Genomic DNA, 20,053 nt, shown 5'->3' with positions numbered 1-20,053 from the left:
TCGGCATCGATCCCCCCGCCGTGGGGCCGTTCCGCCCGTATGCCGCCAGGGCGTCGGGGCTGGACCTGGGCGCTTTCTGGGCGCAGCCGGGGGCGGCGATCTTGGCGGCGCGCACGGCGGCGACCCTGGGCCTCGGCCCCGGCGACACGCTGGCCGTGCGCGTGGAGGGGACGCGACGGACGCTCCGCCTCGTGGGGCTGCTCGAAGCGGAAGACGACCGGAGCGCGCAGGCTACGGCCAACCTCCTCGTGGTCGACATTGCCACGGCGCAGGAGCTCTTCGGGCGTCCGGGTCGCCTCAGCCGGATCGACCTCATCGTGCCCGAAGGGGAGGCGGGAAAGGCCATGCTCGCCCGGATCAGGGCCGCCTTGCCGGCGGGCGCATCGGTCGTCCGATCCTCCTCCCGCACGGAGACCGTCGAACAGATGACGCGGGCCTTCGAACTCAATCTGACGGCGCTCAGCTTGCTTGCCCTCGTGGTGGGCATGTTTCTGATTTACAATACGATGACTTTTTCGGTCGTGCAGCGTCGCCCGCTCATCGGGCGGCTTCGGGCCCTCGGCGTGACGCAGCGCGAGGTGTTTCGGCTCGTGCTCGGCGAGGCGTTCTTCATCGGGGTGATGGGCACGGGCATCGGGGTCCTGCTCGGGGTGGTGATGGGGCGGGGGCTCGTGCATCTGGTCACGCAGACGATCAACGATCTGTATTACGTGGTGACGGTGCGCCGGCTTTTTCTCTCGCCGTGGATGCTCGGAAAGGGCGCGGCGCTCGGCCTTGTGGCGACGCTGGCGGCTTCGCTCGCGCCGGCCTATGAGGCCGCGACCGCGCCGGCGAGCACGGTGCTTCAGCGCTCCCGGACGGAGACGCGGATGCGCCGGCGCGCGCCGCATCTGGCGCTCGGGGGCCTCGCGCTCGGGCTGGGCGGGCTGGGGCTGCTGCTGCTTTCGGGGCGAAGCATCGTGCTCAGCTATGCCGCGCTCTTCGCGCTCATCATGGCCTTCGCGCTGGCGACGCCGCTGGCCGTGACGGGCTTCGCACGCATGGCGCGTCCGGGCATGGGACGCGCCTTCGGCGTGCTCGGGCGCATGGCCGCCTCGGGCATCGTCGCCACGCTCAGCCGTAGCGCCGTAGCCATGGCCGCGCTCATGATCGCCCTCGCCTCCACCATCGGTGTCGGCGTGATGGTGGACAGCTTCCGCGTGACGGTGGAGACGTGGCTGGGCTATGCCCTGCAGGCCGACGTCTACGTGCAGCCGCCGAGCCTCGTCTTCCGAGAGGCCGACGCGACCCTCCGGCCCGAGGTGGTCCGCCGCCTGGCCGAGACGCCGGGCGTGGCCTCGGTCTTCTCCGTGCGCCGCCTCGACGTAGCCTCCCCGCAGGGGCCGACCCGCGTGGTCGCTCTCGACGCGGGGCCGCGCACCCCCGACGCCTTCCGCCTCAAGCATGGCGACCCGGACGTGCTCTGGCCCGCCTTCGAAGACGGCGTGACGGTCCTCGTCTCCGAACCGTATGCCTATCGCCACGGCGTCGGCGTCGGAGACACACTCCGGCTTCAAACCGACCACGGGGAGCGGCCCTTCGTCGTGCGCGGCGTGTATTACGACTATGCTTCGGACCGGGGCGTGGTGATGATGAGCCGCGCCACCTTCGAGCAGTATTATGACGACCGGGCGCGCTCCGGGGTGGCGCTCTTTGCCGAACCGGGGCAGGACCTCGAAGCGCTGATGGACCGGCTCCGCGCCCGCACGGCGGGGATGCAGGACGTCTTCATCCGTTCGAACCGAGCGCTCCGAGAAGCGTCCCTCGAGGTCTTCGACCGCACCTTCACCATCACCATCGTGCTGCGATTGCTGGCCGTGATCGTCGCTTTTGTCGGGGTGCTCAGCGCGCTGATGGCGCTTCAGCTCGAGCGTGCGCGCGAGTTCGCCGTGCTCCGCGCCAACGGCCTGACACCTCGGCAGCTCCGGCGCTTCGTGACGATGCAGACGGGGCTGATGGGCTTCATCGCAGGGGTGCTCTCGGTCCCGCTCGGCTTCACGCTCGCGCTCGTCCTGATCTTTGTGATCAACAAGCGCTCCTTCGGATGGACCCTCCAGTTCGACGCCGCGCCGGAGATCTTTCTTCAGGCCGTCGCCGTCGGTCTCGTCGCGGCGGTGCTTGCCGGGCTGTACCCGTCGTGGCGCATGGCGCGGGCGGACCCGGCGCGGGCGCTGCGGGAAGAATGAGCGGCGCCCCTCGCCCCTCGCCCGAATCGTCGCTTGTGCGAACCTCCTCTTTCATCCCTTTTCTGTGACGCATCGATGGCCATCGAACTGAACCCCGAGCAACGCGAAGCAGCCCTCGCTTCCCTCACAAAGTATTTTCAGGCGCACATGGAGGAACCGATCGGCAACATTGCCGCCGGGGGACTTCTCGACTTCTTCCTCAAAGAAATCGGACCGAGCGTATACAACAAAGCCGTTGCCGATGCACAGGAGCGCCTGCAAGCGCGCGTCATGGAACTCGACCTCGAAGTGTACGAAGAGGAGTTTCCGTACTGGCCGAAAGCGAAGGCCGGGAGGAAACGGCGATAAGCGAGGGGGATGCTCGCAACATCCTGTCCGATCCCGTGTGTCTTGATTTTATCGGGAGCGCCGCCCTACCATATCCGCGCGCATCCGTCGCGCCCCGCCCCGCTTCGAACCGCCTTCCCGAGCCCTTTCCATGGAGACGCTTCCGCTCGACTACCTCGCCGAAATTGCACGTCAAATCGCCTTTTTGAGCGCTTTTCTGGGTGGTTTTGCGGCGACGTTCCTCGCGACGCTGCTCATGGTGGATTCCCCGAAAAAGGTCGCGGGCTGGGCCATCGGCGCGACAGCCTTTGCCGCTACGCTCTTCATCGTCGCGGTCATTGCTTCGGTGATGCTTGCGGTCGTGCTTCAGCCGAACGTGCCCGAGCGGGTGGCCTCCGGCGCTTCCATCGGTCATGCGCGGACGGTCAGCGGCGCGGGGTTCATCCTGGGGCTTTATGCGCTGTTGCTCAGCCTGGGCCTGAGCGGCTGGATCCGATCGCGGGGCGTGGGAATCGCGACCGCGCTGGCCGCTGGTCTGGGCGCCGTGATGGTGACCTGGGGGCTCACCGGCTTCGGCTGAAACGCGGCAGCCGGCGGCGAGGCGCGTCCGTCGGTGGAATCACGTCCAGCTTATCGAACGATTGTGTGCGCATCCGTCATCCTGTCACACGGGCCGGATGGATCTTTACCGGCCTGACTTGCTAAACGATGTTGCGGCATTGTTCAAGACCGAGTTTCGGGATCTCTTCAGTGAACAGCGAAAGGAGATCATTACTGGAAAATCTGGCATGGACGGCGCCATTGTAAACCCACCGGGTACACGCCCATGACTGCATCTTTCTGGAAAAAGCAGCTGCGTCAGGAAGGGCACGAGCACATTCTGACGCCGCAACATGAGACGGCCCGCTTCGATCTTCGCCTGTAAGACGACCGTCTCCGATCTTTCATCCTCGAGCCGGGCTCGTAGTCCGGCTTTTCGCTATTCCCCGACCGTGACGGTGCGGCTGCCGCGCCCGCGTGTGTCGAACGTGCGCAGCTTCACCGGGCCGTCGACGGGGACGGGGCCGGTGAAGGCGGGAGACGTGTCGGTGGGTTCGGAGCCGTCGGTGGTGAAGCGGATCGTCAGGCCGGGGAAGGCGGCGTTGGCGCGGAGCCTCCCGTCTTCGATGACGGCGCCGGGCGGCGGCAGCCGGTAGCCGATGCCGCCGTGGAGGTGGTCGAGGCGGGGCAGTTCGCGCTGTCCGAGGCGGTTGGCAAAGGCGTTCCACGCGGCGTCGAGGGCGCGGGCGCGGGTCCCGGCGTCGGGGATCATCGCCCAGGCAGGGCGGGGCGCCCAGGCGCGCTCGGCCAGACCGAGAAGCTTCGGGAAAGCCATGTACTCCATGCGCCCCGGCGCGACGAGCGTCTCGCTCCAGAGTTGCCCCTGAAGGCCCAGGATGTTCCGCCGTCCGACCTCCGTGGGGCGCACACGGGAGGCGAAGGCGGCGGGATCGAGCGGGTGGCCCATCGCATCCGTCCGGGCGCTCCGGAAGAGGTCGAACGGAACGAACTCGAACGCCGTGCGCGTGTCGGTGAAGCCCGCCCAGTACAGCCCCGCCTCCTCCGGGTCCTTGTCATAGGCGAGGTCGAAATACAGGTTCGTCGCGTTCGACATCACCACTTCGTATCCGGCATTCGCCAGCTTATAGACCAGATCTTCGGCCCCCCATCCCCACACGTTGTTCCACACGTACGGGCGGAAGTTGCGGTGGAGGAAGGCCGGGTTCGGCGTCTTCACGACCCGGCCGTTCTCGGCATGTTCGACGAGGGCGATCTCTTCCCACCCCGCCGTCGTCAGACCGCGCTCGGCCAGGAGGTCGCTCACGCGGCGGAGGAAGTCGTTCCACAGGTCGTGCGCGTCGTGGAGGTCGGGGTTGGCGGCGAGGCGGGCGGCGCAGGCGGGCGAGCCTTCCCACACGCCGGCGGGCACCTCGTCGCCGCCGATGTGGATCGTGGTCAGGGGCGCCCGGGCCTCGTGGTACATCGCCGCGATCTCGTCGAAGACGGTTTCGAGGAAGCGGTCCGTCGAGGGGAGACATACGTTCATCACGTTGTCGTCCCACATCTGCACGGAGCGGTACGTGGAGGCGTCGTCCGGGTCGCGGAGGCGGAAGGCGGCGGCGTCCTCGGGGCGTCCTCCGGCCATGAGCCGCGCATACCGGGCCTCCATCGCCTTGATCGCGGCGCGGGCGTGCCCCGGCACGTCGATTTCGGGGATGACCTCGATGTGACGGGCGCGGGCATACCCGAGGATTTCAAGGAAGTCTTCCCGGGAATAGTGGCCGCTGCCGGGGGGGCGGTCGGGAAAAGGGCCGGAGCCGTACGAAGGGATGAGGCGGTCCCGCTCGTCGAGCGTGTGGCCGCGCCGCCCGCCTACCGCGGTCAACTCGGGGAGCGAAGGGATGTCCAGCCGCCATCCTTCGTCGTCGGTCAGGTGGAAGTGAAACGTGTTCAGTTTATAAAAAGCCATGAGGTCGAGGAGGCGGAGGACGGCTTCTTTCGACTGGAAATTGCGGGCCACGTCGAGGTGGAAGCCGCGGTACGGGAAGCGGGGCGCGTCCTCGACGGTGGCGGCGTCGAGGCGGAGCGCCGTCCGCGCCTCGCGATAGGCGTCGAGGGGGAGGAGCGCGCGTAGGCTCTGAATGCCGTAAAAGACGCCCGGCTGGCTCGCGCCCACGATCTCTACGTTTTCGGGCGTGATCGTCAGGTGATAGGCCTCACCGCCGCCCGGCGCGCCCTCGACCGTCACTTCGCCGGTGCGGAGGAGGATCGCACCGGGTTCGGCGTTCGTGCCGGAGACGGTCTGAAGGCGCGCGCCGAGGAGCGGCGTGAGGGCGGCGGCGAGGAAGTCGGCTTCGGAGGCGAGGCCATTCTCAAAATAGATCATGGTCTCGGCGGTGAGCGGGAAGTGTCCCTTGCCGGGGACGAAGCGCACGGGCGTCGGGGTGATCCTGTCGACGGCATAGGGCGGAAGGCGGCGGAGCGCGGCGTTGGCGCGAAAGCGGGAGGCGGGCGTCGGCGCTTCGAGGCGGTCGTCGGGGCCCCGGCGCGTCTGTCGCTCCGTACGGAACGGACGCACGGTCCGGTGCGCGGTCTTCGGCGGAAGGCCGCGTCCCGCCTCGTCGACCTCCACGAAATAGAAACCGCTCGGTGCGTCGGAGACCTTGATGGCCCAGAACTGTGCGTCGAAGGGGATCACGAGGCTGTCGCCGGGGAAGAGCGGCGGAAAAACGTCGGTGGGGGTGAGGCGGAACAGGTCGCCGTTGACGTGGGCGACTTCGACCGTCGGTGGGAGGCTCTCGGGGAGGATCGCGCGGAGGCTGTTGAAATAGAGCACCCACCCGTGGGAGGGCCACGGATCTCGGCCTTCGTTGACCATCGTCAGCGCGGCGTGAAAGGTGGGGCCGCGGTTCTCGATCACCTCCCACGTCAGCCGGATCGGGGCCGTTCGGGAGGGGGGAGAGGGACGGCAGCCGGGGAGGAGGAGGGCCGTGAGGCCGACGAGGCAGACGAGGATCGGGCGCATGGGCATCTCAGGAGGGCGGGGCGTCGGGAAGAAGGAGAGCGAAGACGGCGAGGGGGGCGTCGTTGTGGGCGGCGACGAGGACCGGCCCCGACGGAGTGGGGACGACGGTCATCCCGCGCACCTCGCCCGGGACGAAGAAGCCGCTCCGGGCCGCCCTCACCGGCTCGAACGTGCCGTCGCCGCGCCCGCGAAGGAGCAGCCCCTGCCCGGCATCGTACGCGCCCCACTGCGGGCGGACGCTGAAGTTGTTGCCCGCCATGAGCACGTCCATCGCGCCGTCGCGGTCGAAGTCGGCCGCGATGAGGGCATTGACCGGCGCGATCTGCGCTTCGAGGGGCAGGGCGCGCGGGCGGAACGTGCCGTCGCCGAGGTTTTCGAAGAGCCGCGTCTCGAAGTCGAAGGCTTCGAGCGTCACGGCTTCGCGGCGGGGGAGCACATCGTCGATGGTCGCGTCGGCATACGAGGCGTACGTCGGGAAGCGCCCGGCGAGGGTCGGGATCTGCGCGAGGAGTTCGTCGCGGGCGGGGACGGGGTAGGGTTTGCCGTGGATATAATAGCTCATCACGGCGTCGACGAAGCCGTTCCGGTCGAAGTCGGCGGCGTGTATGGCGGCGGGCTCGCGGGGCGAGGCGCGCATGGGCGCATTGAGCCCCCGGTTGCCCGCCACGAGGTCGAGGTCGCCGTCGCCGTCGAAGTCGGCGGCCGTGAGGGCGTTCCACCACCCGTTCGTCCGGTCCAGCCCGGCGGCTTCGGTGATCTCGGAGAGGGTGTGGTCGTCGTGGACGCGGAAGACGCGGAGCGGCATCCATTCACCGGCGAGGACGAGCTCGGCCGCGCCGTCGCCGTCGAGGTCGCGCCAGAGCACGGCGGTCACCATGCCGGGCTTGAGGAGGGCCGGGGCGGCTTCCTCGGTGACGTCGGTAAAATGGCCCGCGCCGTCGTTCCTGAGGAGATAACTTCGGGGCGCGAGCGGATACCGCCCGGGAAGGACGCGCCCGCCGACGAAGAGGTCGAGGTCGCCGTCGCCGTCGAAGTCGTGGGGGGCCACGGCGCCGCCGCTCACGGGCATCGGGGGAAGGGCGTCGGGCGCGCGTGTGAGCACGCCGAAGCCGTTGTTCACGTACAGCCGGTCCTGATAGGCGGGCGCGTCGCGCGGCACGTCGTCGCCGCCGGAGACGACGTAGAGGTCGCCGTCACCGTCGCCGTCGGCATCGAAGAAGCGGGCGGCGACGTCCTCGAAGGCGCGGTCGGCCTCGAAGGCGGGCATGGGTACGTTTCGGAAGCGGCCGTCGATTTGCTGAAGGAAGAGGGCGGCGGGTTGCCCTTTCGCCCCGCCCACGAACACGTCCGGGAGGCCGTCGCGGTTGACGTCGGCGCGGGCGAGGGCGGGGCCGAGGCGCGAGAGCATGTGCGGCAAGAGCGGCTCGCGCTCGAAGTCGACGAACGGGTCCTCGCGGTGGGTGAAGGCGAGCCCGCGCGCGTCGGGAAGCCTCATGAAGAGGGGCGGCGCCTCGTCCCCGGGCGGCGGGGCGACGGGCGGTTCGGCGGCGTCGGCATGGCGGAGCGTGAGCGTGCGGTCGGCGGCGACGTCGGCGAGGCTTTGCCGCCTTCCGTCCGGCCACGTCGCCGTCACCCGGACGCGCGTCGCCGCGCCGAGGCCGAACACGAGCTCGGGGGCCACGGTGGACTGATAGCCGCGTCCGGGGTTCATCTCCTGAAAGAAGCGTCGTCCGTCGTCGGTGGCGAGCGTCACCTTCGCGCCGATGCCGAAACGGTTGCCCGGCGGGCCGTCGAGCCGCACGGTGAGGTGATGCCGGTCGGCGTATCGCTCGGCGTGGTTCTCATAGATCGATGCCTCGGCGTTGACGTTGTTGACCACGAGGTCGAGGTCGCCGTCGCCGTCGAGGTCGGCATACGCGGCGCCGTTCGAGAAGCCGGAGTCGGCGAGGCCCCAGGCTTCGGAACGGTTCTCGAACGTGCCGTCGCCGTTGTTTCGGAAGGCATAGTTGGGAAGCGGCGTGGAGGGCATCTGCCGGACGAGCGCGAGCGGGTCGAGCGGGCGTCCGTGCGTTTTCGCCTCCCGGAGGGCGCGGTCGAGCGTGGCGAGGAAGTCGAGGTTCGTATAGTCCCGCAGGTACCCGTTCGTGACGAAGAGGTCCTTCCATCCGTCGCCGTCGAAGTCGGCCAGGAGCGGCGCCCAGCTCCAGTCCGTGTTCGAGACGCCGGCCATCTGCCCGATCTCGCTGAAGGTGCCGTTGCCGTTGTTCCGCTGAAGCATGTTGCGCATGTACTGCGGGTGATAGCCGAAGCGTTGCCGCATGGCGAAGCGCGCATAGTCGTCCGGCCCCTTGAGGAGCTTCTGCCGCCGGTTGTCCTCGGCGAGCATGTCGAGCGTGAAGAGGTCCGGGCGGGCGTCGTTGTCGTAGTCGGCGGCGTCGGCGCCCATGGAGGAATACGACGAGTGGGCGAGCGCTTCGCGGATGCGCTCGGAGAAGGTTCCGTCGCCGTTGTTGAGGTAGAGGTAATCATCCTCCACGTAATCGTTTGCGACGAAGAGGTCGGGCCAACCGTCGTCGTTGAGGTCGCTCACGGAGACGCTGAGGCCGAAGCCGATGGGATTGCCGAAGATGCCCGCCTCGGCGCTGACGTCGGTGAAGCGTCCGCCGTCGTTCCGGTAGAGCTTGTCTCCGGCGAGGGGGTCGCGCTGTTGTTTGAGGAGGGCGACGTCGAAGCGGGTGAGGCGTCGGATGGGGTGGTTGAGGAGGTAGAGGTCGAGGTCGCCGTCGCGGTCGTAGTCGAAGAAGGCGGCGTGGGTGGAAAAGGCGGGGTCGTCGAGGCCGTATTCGGCGGCGCGCTCGGAGAAGGTTCCGTCGCCGTTGTTCAGGAAGAGGGCATTGCGTCGGCGCTCCTCGGAGACGCGCCCGGAGCGGCAGACGTAGAGGTCGAGCCGGCCGTCGCCGTTGACGTCGGCCATGGCGACGCCGGTGTCCCACGTGGCGGCGGTCTCGGCCAGCCCCGCGCGCTCGGTGACGTCCTCGAAGACGAAGCCGCCCCGGTTGAGGTAGAGGCGGTTCGGTCCCATGTTCGCGGTGAAAAAGAGGTCGGGCCGACCGTCGTCGTCGACGTCGCCCACGGCCACGCCTCCTCCGTTGTAGAAATACTCGTACTCGAGCACGTTGAAGCCCTCATCCTCGACGATCCGGTTGACGAAAGCGACGCCGGAAGCTCCGGCGGGCACGCGGGAGAAGAGGGGGGTCTCGGGCGATGGCGCGGGGGAGGCGCAGGCCGAGAGGCCAAGGACGAGCGCGAAGGCGAGCCGGACGGCGCGGCGTCGCCCGGGCTTCCGGGGCGGGAAGAACAGCCTTGAGGGACGAGGAGGGCGCATGTGAAACGTCGAACGGCTTCCACGGGATGAGCCGTGGCGGAGCTCATGGCGCGTGCGGCAGCGTTCACGCACAATGGATTGCTCAGGCGCGGCCGGCCGGACGGAAAGAAACGGCGTGCGCTCATGAGAAAGCAAAAGAGTGAGCCAGGTTTCCCCCGACCCACTCTTTCGCATCCCGCCAGCCAGGCTTTCGCGGAGGGCCTGACAATGGCTACTGGTCCCACCAGACGGGGGTGGAGAGGTCGAACTGGCCGGAGAGTCCCTGGCGTTCGAGGGCGGCCTGCGCGTTGGGGTTAAGGACCATGTCTCCCCAGAAGCCGAGACGCCGGGGGATCTGCCCGTTGGTCACGTTGCCGGGCCAGTTGACGGGTTCGAGCGCCGGGAAGCCGCTGCGTCGCCAGTTGGCCCAGGCCTCATGGCCCTGAAGGAAAGCGGTGATCCAGATCTGCGTGTTGATCTGTTCGAGCGCGCGGCCCGCATCGTACGGGTTGGCCGCCAGATAGGCGTCGATCTCGTCGGCGGTGATGGCCGGTGCGCCTTCGTAAAATGCGAGGTGCTCCATCGAGGCGCGCACGCCGTTGGCGTAATGCGTGGCCGCATCTCCGGCGATGCCCCACCGGACGGAAGCCTCGGCGCGGAGGAACTCGGTCTCGGCATAGGTCAGGAGGAAGGTCGGAGCGGTCTTGCTGCTGACCCAGTCCGTCGGAACCGAATAGTCGGCAAAGCTGGTGAAGTCCGGGTCGTGCCAGGGCCAGTTCGGGTCTTCGATGGTGGTGGAGCTGTTGCCGCCGGGCATGCCTTTCTGGGCTTCGAGGGGCGTCAGGGCGCCGCCGACGCCGCAGAAGACGGTGAGGCGGGGGTCGGCGGAGGATTTAAGCATATCGACGAAGGTTCTGGTGCACTTCGGGCGTCCGAAGCTCGAGAGCACCTCCCCGACGCCGTTGGTGTTGAGGCCGTTGGGGCCTTCGCTGCCGCCGCGTTCGTGCCGCACCATGAAGACGTCGTCGTTACTTTCCATGACGCCGCCGGAGATGGCTTTCTGGGCCCACTGCTGGGCCATTCCGGCATCCCGTTTGACCAGCCGCATCGCCAGGCGAAGCATGAGCGAGTTCCCGAAGCGCCGCCACTTCTCCACGTCGCCTTGATAGATGACGTCCGCCGCGCCGTAGGTGGGGAACGTCGGGTCGAGCATGGCCACGGCCTGCTCCAGTTCCTTGAGCAGGTCGGCGTAAATGACGTCCTGCGTGTCGAAAGCGGGCGCGATGTTGCTCCGGAGGAAGCCGAGCCCGGCCTCGAAGTAGGGCAGATCCCCGTACATGTCCGTCAGGCGCTGAAAGACGAACACGCGCAGCATCCGCGCGGCGGCGACCTTGTTGACGTTGGTCGCCGGAGCGGGCGGGCACTCGGTAAAGATCTCCTGCGTTTCGCGGCAGTCGGGGTCTACGTTGTTATAGATCAGGTCCGTCAGCAGCTTGATCGGAGCGCGCTGTCCGTCGCCGTTGCCGTTGTACGAGACGGTCCACAGCGCCGAGAGCCAGTCGGCGTTGGTGGTGTATTTGTCGCCGGTGTACCACGTCTCGGCCAGATGCTGGATCATGGCTTCGGGATAGATCAGGTTCGAGCGCCACTGTTCGTAGCGGGTGCCTGCCGTAGCCAGTTCAGCCGTGGTGAAGAGGAACTCCGGCGGGATGGAGCTGGCCTGCGTCGGGTTCGTGTTCAGTTCGGCGAAGCGGCTGTCCTGGTCGCAGGCCGGCAGGAGCAGGAGGGCGAGCGCGAGGAAGATCGCGTATTTCGGGGCTGTGCTCATGCTATTCATAGTCGAGATCCTTTTGCGTTCAAACGTAAGGCAGGGCGGGCGTGAGAGGGCAGTTAGAATCGCAGGTTCAGGTTGAAGCCGATGCTTCGGACCTGCGGGACGCCCGCCAGTTCGGTGCCCTGCGCGTTCCCGACGTTGAGGTTCGACTCGGGGTCGACGTTGGGAATGTTCTTGTGAAGGATCAGCAGGTTGCGGCCCACCAGCGAGAAGGTCGCCATGCGGATCGGGGAGCGGACGAGCCAGCGTGTGGGCAGGCGGAAGCTCACCTGAAGCTGGCGCAGCTTGACGTACGAGGCGTCGTAGACGAACTCTTCGGCGATCTGGCCGACGACGCGTCCGTAATAATCTTCGGGGAAGACTTTCGTCGTATTGGGGGATCCGGCCTCAAAGACCTCGCGCGTCTGCCCGTTGGCTTCGCCCTCGTCCGGGCCGGAGTAGCCCTCGTCGCCGGGGCCGAGACCGTCCCGCCCCTTGTCGCCGATTTCGAAGGGCACGCCGTCGGGGAAGACCACGCCCGAGGGCGTCCAGCAGGGTTCGGCCCATCCGGCGGCGTCGCATTCGGCCCGGCCGGGGAGCGTGTTCTTGTGAAGCCCGGAGGCATAGGCCTGCGCGTTCGTGCCGGAGAAGATCTCCCCGCCCACGCTGATGTCGAGCAGAGCGCTCACCGTGAGGTTCTTGTAGCGGAAGGTGTTCGTGATGCCCGCCGTCCAGTCGGGGTTGCCGTCCCCGAGGATCTCAAAGGCTCCCTGCACGGGCAACCCGGCGTCGTCGAGGATGATGTTGCCGTTGGCGTCGCGGGCATACTTGAAGCCCTTGATGATGCCGTAGGGTTCGCCCACTTCGGCGAAAACACCCATGGTCCTGCCGCTGGCGATGCGCGATTGCCCGCCGAGGCTGAGCACGCCGAGGAACTGCGTGCAGTCGAGCGTCTCCGGCGGGAAGGGGGCCGCGCAGCCCGGATTGCCCAGCAACTGGGTGACCTTGCTGATGTTGCGGGCGAAGTTGGTGTCGATGTCCCAGCGCATGTTCGGCGTCCGAACCGGCGTCAGGTTGAGCAGCAACTCGACGCCCCGGTTCTCGATCGAACCGGCGTTGATGATCTTCGAACTGTAGCCGGTCGTGACGGGCACGGTGGTGCTGAGGATCTGGTTGCTCGTCTCGGCGCTGTAGTAGGTGAAGTCCACGCCGACCCGGTTGTCGAAGAGGCGCGTGTCGAAGCCGACTTCCCAGCCGACGTGCGAGGACGGCTTGAGGTCCGCCAGCGGGATGGCGGTCTGCGCGATGCGGCCCACGGGCTGCCCCTGATGCGTGAAATTGCCCAGGGCATAGGTCAGGCTGAGGCGGTACGGGTCGGTGTCGCCGCCGACTTCCGCCACCGATCCGCGCACCTTGCCGTAGGTGAACCACGCCGGCAGCTTGAAGGCGTCCGTGAAGACGAAGCTGGCGCTGACCGAGGGGTAAAAGTAGGAGTTGTTTTGCACCGGCAGCGTCGAGGACCAGTCGTTGCGCGCCGTGAGCGTCAGGAAGAGGTAGTTCTGATAGGCGAATTCCGCCGAGCCGTAGAGCGAGTTGATCTCCTTCTTCGAGACGCCGAAGCCGTTGCTCGTCTGCGCGGCGTTCGAGATCGTTTCGAGGCCGGGGATGCTGAAGCTGCTTCCGTTGAGGCTGAGCTGCTCGAACGACCGCTCCAGCTTGTTGCCGCCGAAGGAGGCGTTGAGTTCGAGATCCTTGATCAGCGGCCGTTTGGCGGTGAAGAGGAAGTCGTAGTTCCGCTCCTGCACCGTCCAGTCCACCTCGTTGATGGAGCCTTTCGGGATGAAGGCGGTGCCGAAAGGCTGCACCCGCGTGCGACGCATCTTGTACCAGTCCTGCCCCACGCGTCCCTGCACCGTGAGCCAGTCGAGCAGCTTGTAGCTGAGCAGGGCGTGGCCGATGATGCGGTCCTTCGTGTCGTCGGCGGTGAACTTGAGCGCGGACCAGTACGGGTTCTGCTGGAAGACGCTCTCGCTGATGCGAAACTCGGCGTTCTCATCGAGCCCCTGCGGGCAAATCGGCTTGTTGGGATCGGGGTCGCCCACGCAGTAGCCGGGCTTCATCGACGCCACGTTCACGTTGGGCGGAAGAAAAGCAACCGTCCAGTTGGCATTGCGCGGCGCGTCGCTGAGTTCGCTGCGGTTGTTCGTGTTGTCCCGGATGTAGTTCACCTTGACGTCGGACGAAAGGCGGCTGCCAAAGGTGGACGTTCCGCGCAACGAAACGGTGTAGCGTTCCAGGCCGGAGTTGGGCACGATGCTCTCGCTGTTGAGACGGGAGAAAGAAGCCCGGATCGCGGTGTTCTGAATGCTTCCGTTGAGCGAGAGGGTGTTCGTGTTCGTGACGGCCGACTCGTAGAACCGGTCCATGTTGCTGCCGACGGCGGCGTACGGACGCGCCACGCCGTCGAACTGCACCGCGGGCGAACCATCGAGCTGCGCGCCCCAGGAACTGAACGCCTGACTCAACGCCTGATCCTGTGACGCGGGCTTCTGCCCGCGCGCGCCCTGGCCGTATGCTTCCTGGAAATCGTACCGGACGAGCACGTCCTCGAACGTGACGTTGGCGTTGTACTCGACGCCGATGCCGCCGAGACCGGACTTCTTGCCGGTTTTCGTCGTGATGAGGATGACGCCGTTCTGGGCGCGCGTGCCGTAGAGGGCCGCCGCCGCCGGACCCTTGAGCACGGAGATGTTCTCGATGTCGTCCGGGTTGATGCTGGAGATGCCGTCGCCGAGGTCCTGACCACCCCACATGCCGGCGCTGCCCAGGTTGCTGTTGTCAATCGGGACGCCGTCGATCACGTAGAGCGGCTGGTTGTTGCCTTCGAGCGACGTGTTGCCCCGGATAATGACGCGGCTCGAGCCGCCCGGCCCCGAGGCGGGCTTGCTCACCACCACGCCGGCTACCTTACCCGAGAGCGAGAGCGCGACGTTGTTCTCTCGCGCCTCCCGTAAATCCTCGCCGTCTACCTTGCCCACCGAGAACCCCACGGCGCGCTCCTGGCGCTCGATGCCAAATGCCGTGACGACAACTTCTTCCAGGGCCGCTACGTCCTCTTCCAGCCGAATCGTCAACTCCGATTGCCCGTTGACGGGAACGGTCTGCGTCAGAAAACCGACGAAGGACACGGTCAACGAGGCGTTGGGACTGCTCACCGTGAGCGAGAACGTGCCGTCGGGAGCCGTGGCGGTGCCGTTGAGCGTGCCGACCTCGACGACGTTGACACCGGCGAGCGGGATCTCATCCGCTGCCGCAAGCACGGTCCCGTGGACCTCGAACGGTTGGGCCTGGGCGGAGGTCAGGCCTGCCGCCAGAAGGAACGCGAGCACGCTCATGCGATGGACGAGCGTCCTCAGAGAAGGAGGTAGAAGTTGCCGACGGTCTCTGCTCTTCATAGTGCCTGAGAGAAAATATGGGAGTGAAGATGCCCTGCCGACCCACTCGCCCGACGGCCAGGCGGGAATGCTTGGAGGGGGGACGCGGCGCAGCGGCGCGCCTGCGGAGGATGGGCACGTGGGATTAATAATATGATAATGCTATGAAGGAGCCGGGGAAAGGCAGAGGGGGACTTTGGAACCGGTTCCAGCCCATAATTGGAATCGCTTCCAGTGGTGCGGCGGCGCAGAATGAGTCGGAGAAAGAGCCGTCGAACGCCATGAAAAATCAGCATTTCCAGAGAGGCCGCGGAACCCGGGCCGGGCGCGCGGGGAGGGAAATAAGGCCTCTCGGCGCTCCACACGCGGCGGCGTTCGAAATCTCGATGAGATCAATCTTTTTAATCTGGACTTAATCTAAATAAGATCGTAGATTCGATCTAAATAAGCGCGGGACGCCCCGAGGGCCAATCTAAGGAGAAGCGCCCGCGCGGGATTCGACCACCCAATCATCGAGGGAATTCTCTTATGAACATCGATTTCGTCAGGCATTTCAGGCGGTCGGCGGTCTGGGCGGCCCTTGTGCTGCTGCCCGGCCTCGTATGGGCGCAGACGGGAGAGATACGCGGCGTCGTGGTGGATGCGACGCTGGAAGAGCCGCTGGCGGGCGTCAACGTATACGTCGAGGGGACGAGCGTGGGGGCGGCCACCGGCGCCGACGGCTCGTTCGTCATCACGGGTGCGCCAGAGGGCACGCAGGTGCTCGCGGCCCGGATGCTCGGCTTCGAGACCACCCGCCGCACGGTGACCGTGCGGGCGGGCGAGACGGTGGAACTCGTCCTCATCCTCGATGAACGGCCCATCGACCTCGACGAGATCGTCGTGCGCCGCGTGACGATGACCGGCGGGCGGCGCGGTATCGAAGGCATCCCCGGCTCGGCGCACTACCTCTCGCCGCGCGACCTCGAACGCTTCAGCTTCAACGACATCGGGCGCATCCTTCAGGACGTTCCGGGCGTCAACATTCAGGAGGAGGACGGCTACGGCCTGCGGCCGAACATCGGCCTGCGCGGCTCGGGTTCGGAGCGGAGCTCGAAGATCACCGTGATGGAGGACGGCGTGCTCATGGCCCCCGCCCCGTACGCCGCCCCTGCCGCGTACTACTTCCCGACGGCCGGGCGCATGCAGGGCATCGAGGTGCGCAAAGGATCGAGCCAGATCAAGTACGGCCCGTACACCACCGGCGGCGCGCTCAACCTGATCTCGACGGCCATCCCCGAGACGTTCTCGGGCCGGCTCGACGTGCTCGCGGGCGAGGACCGGGGACGCACCGTGCACGCCTACCTCGGCGATTCGTACGCCAACGTCGGCTTCCTCGTCGAGGCCTATCAGGGCCGGAGCGACGGCTTCAAGGAACTCGACGGCGGCGGCGATACGGGCTTCGACAAAAAGGACTTCCTCGCCAAACTGCGCCTCAACACGAACCCGGACGCGCGCGTGTATCAGGCGCTCACGTTCAAGCTCGGGCGGGCCACGGAAACGTCGGACGAAACGTACCTCGGGCTGACCGACGCCGACTTCGCCCGCAACCCCGTCCGTCGCTATGCCGCCTCGCAGCGCGACGTGATGAACACCGAGCACGAGCAGTACATGCTCCGCCACGTCATCCGCCCCTTCGACGGCGTGGACGTCACGACGACGCTCTATCGCACCGATTTCTCCCGAAACTGGTATAAACTTGACCGCGTCCGCGCCTCCGAAGACGGCGACCGCGTGAAGATCGGCGCGCTCCTGGCCGACCCGGAGCGCTTTGCCGAGGAGTACGCCATTCTGACGGGCGCTTCGAGTCCGAACGACAACGCGCTCGAAATGAAGGCGAACAACCGCTCGTACTATGCGCGGGGCGTGCAGACCATCGTCGGAGTTCAGTTCGGGACGGAGAACCTTTCGCATGAAGTGGAACTCGGCCTGCGCGTGCACGAGGATCAGATCGACCGCTTTCAGTGGGTGGACCTCTACCGCATGGACGGCGGGGTGATGGAGCCGACGCAGGCGGGCACGCCCGGCACGGAGAGCAACCGTGTGGAGACGGCGCGGGCGGTGGCGGCGTACGCCCAATACCGGCTCAAGACCGGGCGACTGACGGCGATCCCCGGGGTGCGCGTCGAACACATCACCATCCGGCGCGAGGACTACGGGAAGAACGACCCCGCGCGCACGGGTGTGGACCTCGCCACGCGGGCCAACACGGTCTCGGTGGTCATCCCCGGCGTCGGCGTCGACTATGCCTTCACGCGCGCGGTCAGCGCCTTCGCGGGGGTGCACCGGGGGTTTGCGCCGCCGGGCTCGAAGGAGGGCACGAAGCCGGAAGCGAGCGTCAACTATGAGGCGGGCGCGCGGGTGCGCCACGCGGGCTTCCACGCCGAGGGCGTCCTCTTCTTCAACGATTACGGCAACCTCCTCGGCTCTGATCTGGCGGCGAGCGGAGGCTCCGGCTCCGGCGATCAGTTCAACGGCGGCGCCGTGCACGCGCGCGGCTTCGAACTGGCGCTCGGGTATGACCTCGGGCGCGCCGCGAAGACCCGTTTCAGCATACCCTTCTCGCTTTCCTACACCCTCACGAAAGCCACCTTCGGGAACAGCTTCGAGAGTGATTTCGAGGGATGGGGCACGGTGGAGAAAGGCGACGAGCTGCCGTACCTCCCGCGTCATCAGCTCTCCCTCGGCCTTGGCGTCGAAGCGGCGCGCTTCGGTGTGAACCTCAAAGGTCGGTACGTCAGCCGGATGCGCACCACCGCCGGGCACGGCGCGTTCCTCGAAGCCGAGAGCACCGACGCCCACTTCGTCCTCGACGCTTCGGCGGATGTGAGGCTCTCATGGCACGTGAAGCTCTTCGCCGCCCTGCGCAACGTGACGGACGCCGCGTACATCGTGGCGCGTCGCCCCGCCGGCGTCCGGCCCGGCCTTCCGCGCACGTTCCTCCTCGGCGTCAAAACGCTCTTCTGACGGCCCCCGCCTCCGGGAGGCCGACCGCCCGCTTCCGGAACCCCCGGAGGCGGGCTTTTTTGTGGGAAAATGGGCGCACCGGCGGCACGCATGACCAATTGCACGTTTCCGCGTATGCCGCGCCGGGGCAAGTCCCGTTACCCGGTCACTATCGACGACTTTTGAAGCCTTGCACGTTCCCCATGCGGGACAACTGTGCATGTCTCCATGCGCCCCCCTTGCCGGGAGGGAGGGTTATGGAACAGGTTGATTGGAGGAGTCGGGGGCGGTTCATGCAGGCGTTGGAGATCCTCCCCTTATGAAGGGGAGGTGGCCCCGTAGGGGTCGGAGGGGTATCGTTTGAGTTTGCAGGGGCGATCGGGAAGCCCCTCCTCTCGACCGGCGCATGACCAATTGCACGTTTCCGCGTATGCCGCGCCGGGGCAAGCCCCGTTACCCGGTCACTATCGACGACTATTGAAGCCTTGCACGTTCCCCATGCGGGGCAACCGTGCATGCCGGCATGCGCCCGAACCGGGGTCGCGCGCGTATGGGGGCGGATCTTGACGGGTTGCGAGCGTATATTTGTCGTTCCTCTGTCTCTCGAATGCCGGAAAAGACGGCACATTCCCCGGACAACGTCATGGCCATCGTCTCGATCAACCCCGCCACCGGAGCGACGCTCCGGACCTATGAGGCGCATACGGATGCCGACGTGGAGCGCATCCTCCGCGCCGTCGATGCCGCACAAAAAGCGTGGCGTCGTGTTTCCCTGACCGACCGGGCCGAGCGGATGCGCGAGGCGGCCCGCCTCCTTCGCGCGCGCGCCGGGACGTTCGCCACCTTCATGGCCGAAGAGATGGGCAAGCCGGTGCGCGAGGGGCGCGCCGAGGCGGAAAAATGCGCGTGGGTGTGCGACTATTATGCCGAACACGCGGCCCGCTTCCTCGCCGACGTTCCCGTGACGACGGACGCCTCGGAGAGCTTCGTGACGCACCGGCCGCTCGGCGTCGTGCTCGCCGTGATGCCGTGGAACTTCCCGTTCTGGCAGGTCTTCCGCTTTGCCGCGCCGAACCTCATGGCGGGCAATGCGGGGGTGCTCAAACATGCCTCGAACGTCCCGGGATGCGCCCTCGCCATCGAGGCCGTCTTCCGCGAGGCGGGCTTCCCTGAGAACCTTTTTCGCACCCTCCTCATCCCGAGCGGGCGGGTGGAGGACGTCATTCGGCATCCGGTCGTGAAGGCCGTCACGCTGACGGGGAGCACCCCGGCAGGGAAGGCCGTGGCACGCGCGGCGGGCGGCGCGGTGAAGAAAACTGTGCTCGAACTCGGCGGCAGCGATCCGTACGTCGTGCTCGAAGACGCCGACCTCGGCCCGACCGTCGAGGCATGCGTGACGAGCCGGCTCATCAACTCCGGACAAAGTTGCATCGCCGCCAAGCGCTTTGTGGTCGTCGAGGCGGTGCGGGAGGCGTTTGAGCAGCGCTTCGTGGCGCGGATGCGGGCGCGCACGATGGGCGACCCGCTGGACGAAGTCACCGACGTCGGTCCGCAGGCGCGCGTGGACCTCCGCGACGAACTGCACCGGCAGGTGACCGAGAGCCTTGCCCGCGGCGCGCGGCTCCTGCTCGGAGGCACACTGCCCGAGGGGCCGGGCGCGTTCTATCCGCCCACCGTGCTCACCGACGTGAAGCCGGGCATGCCCGCGTACGACGAAGAGCTGTTCGGTCCCGTGGCCGCCGTCCTCCCCGTACGCGACGAAGCCGAGGCCATCCGCGTGGCGAACGACACCGTGTTTGGCCTTGGCGCGGCAGTCTTCACCGCCGACGTGGCGCGGGGGCGGCGCATCGCCGTGGAGGAACTCGAAGCCGGAAGCTGTTTCGTGAACACCTTCGTCCGTTCCGACCCGCGCCTGCCTTTCGGGGGCGTCAAGGAGAGCGGCTACGGACGCGAACTGGCCGAGCCGGGCATCAAGGAGTTCGTCAATCTCAAGACGGTGTACGTGAAGTGAAGGTGTTCCGTATTTCGTAGTGCGTATTCGGGCGGGATAGGGGGGGCAATGGCATTGATCCGTGAGAAATGACACCGTCATTTCATACCTCGCCCCTGTGTTTTCGCAACACGGCAGGCGCTCCGCACTCTTACCTTCACCCTTGCGACAAAGACGAACCGCTTGCCGAAAAGACCTCCAGCACGCTTCAATGGGCGTTTTTTGCTTGAAACAGTCAACACCTAGCCTCGCAAGGAAAGGCATTGCTCTTTCGGGAGAGATTCATGGTATCCTGCTCTCTCGGAGGGCCGGGGTGAGGGGGAATCGAAGCGGTTTCGGTGGGTTCAAAG

Annotated in this window: 9 protein-coding genes; 5 read left to right on the top strand and 4 right to left on the bottom strand. The window is 66.9% G+C overall.

Annotated features, from left to right (window positions below; genetic code table 11):
- From AC1HIY_RS15240 to AC1HIY_RS15230, 3 genes are all read left to right on the top strand, one after another.
- A partial coding sequence (locus AC1HIY_RS15240; RefSeq protein ID WP_479577657.1) for an FtsX-like permease family protein occupies positions 1-2,225 on the top strand: 2,225 nt, incomplete at its 5' end.
- 75 nt (positions 2,226-2,300) lie between these two features.
- Positions 2,301-2,573: a DUF2164 domain-containing protein gene (locus AC1HIY_RS15235; RefSeq protein WP_479577656.1), complete on the top strand. Its 273-nt coding sequence runs from the start codon at positions 2,301-2,303 to the stop codon at positions 2,571-2,573.
- A 130-nt stretch (positions 2,574-2,703) separates the two neighbouring features.
- Positions 2,704-3,132 carry a hypothetical protein gene (locus AC1HIY_RS15230; protein ID WP_479577655.1) on the top strand — a complete coding sequence of 143 codons (429 nt, stop codon included), beginning with the start codon at positions 2,704-2,706 and terminating at the stop codon, positions 3,130-3,132.
- 399 nt (positions 3,133-3,531) lie between these two features.
- On the opposite strand, the gene AC1HIY_RS15225 is transcribed toward AC1HIY_RS15230, so the two are convergent.
- The 4 genes from AC1HIY_RS15225 to AC1HIY_RS15210 all read right to left on the bottom strand — a co-directional run bounded on the left by AC1HIY_RS15225 (position 3,532) and on the right by AC1HIY_RS15210 (position 14,689).
- Positions 3,532-6,117, bottom strand: a complete 2,586-nt coding sequence (locus AC1HIY_RS15225; protein WP_479577654.1) for a family 20 glycosylhydrolase — start codon at positions 6,115-6,117, stop codon at positions 3,532-3,534.
- A 7-nt stretch (positions 6,118-6,124) separates the two neighbouring features.
- Positions 6,125-9,502, bottom strand: coding sequence for an FG-GAP-like repeat-containing protein (locus AC1HIY_RS15220; RefSeq protein ID WP_479577653.1), 3,378 nt, complete (start codon positions 9,500-9,502; stop codon positions 6,125-6,127).
- A 211-nt stretch (positions 9,503-9,713) separates the two neighbouring features.
- A complete protein-coding gene (locus tag AC1HIY_RS15215) occupies positions 9,714-11,309 on the bottom strand; it encodes a SusD/RagB family nutrient-binding outer membrane lipoprotein (protein ID WP_479577652.1) in 1,596 nt (531 codons plus the stop codon).
- Between the two features lie 62 nt (positions 11,310-11,371).
- Positions 11,372-14,689, bottom strand: coding sequence for a SusC/RagA family TonB-linked outer membrane protein (locus tag AC1HIY_RS15210; RefSeq protein ID WP_479577651.1), 3,318 nt, complete (start codon positions 14,687-14,689; stop codon positions 11,372-11,374).
- Positions 14,690-15,256: 567 nt separating this feature from the next.
- Here AC1HIY_RS15210 and AC1HIY_RS15205 point away from each other — a divergent pair.
- Positions 15,257-17,734, top strand: a complete 2,478-nt coding sequence (locus AC1HIY_RS15205; RefSeq protein ID WP_479577650.1) for a TonB-dependent receptor domain-containing protein — start codon at positions 15,257-15,259, stop codon at positions 17,732-17,734.
- A 622-nt stretch (positions 17,735-18,356) separates the two neighbouring features.
- The gene (locus tag AC1HIY_RS15200; protein WP_479577658.1) at positions 18,357-19,724 is read left to right on the top strand and encodes an NAD-dependent succinate-semialdehyde dehydrogenase; all 1,368 of its coding nucleotides are present in this window, start codon (positions 18,357-18,359) and stop codon (positions 19,722-19,724) included.
- Positions 19,725-20,053: the final 329 nt, after the last annotated feature.

The sequence above is a fragment of the Rhodocaloribacter sp. genome (genome assembly GCF_056451265.1).
This window is presented reverse-complemented; position numbering and strand designations above follow the sequence as displayed.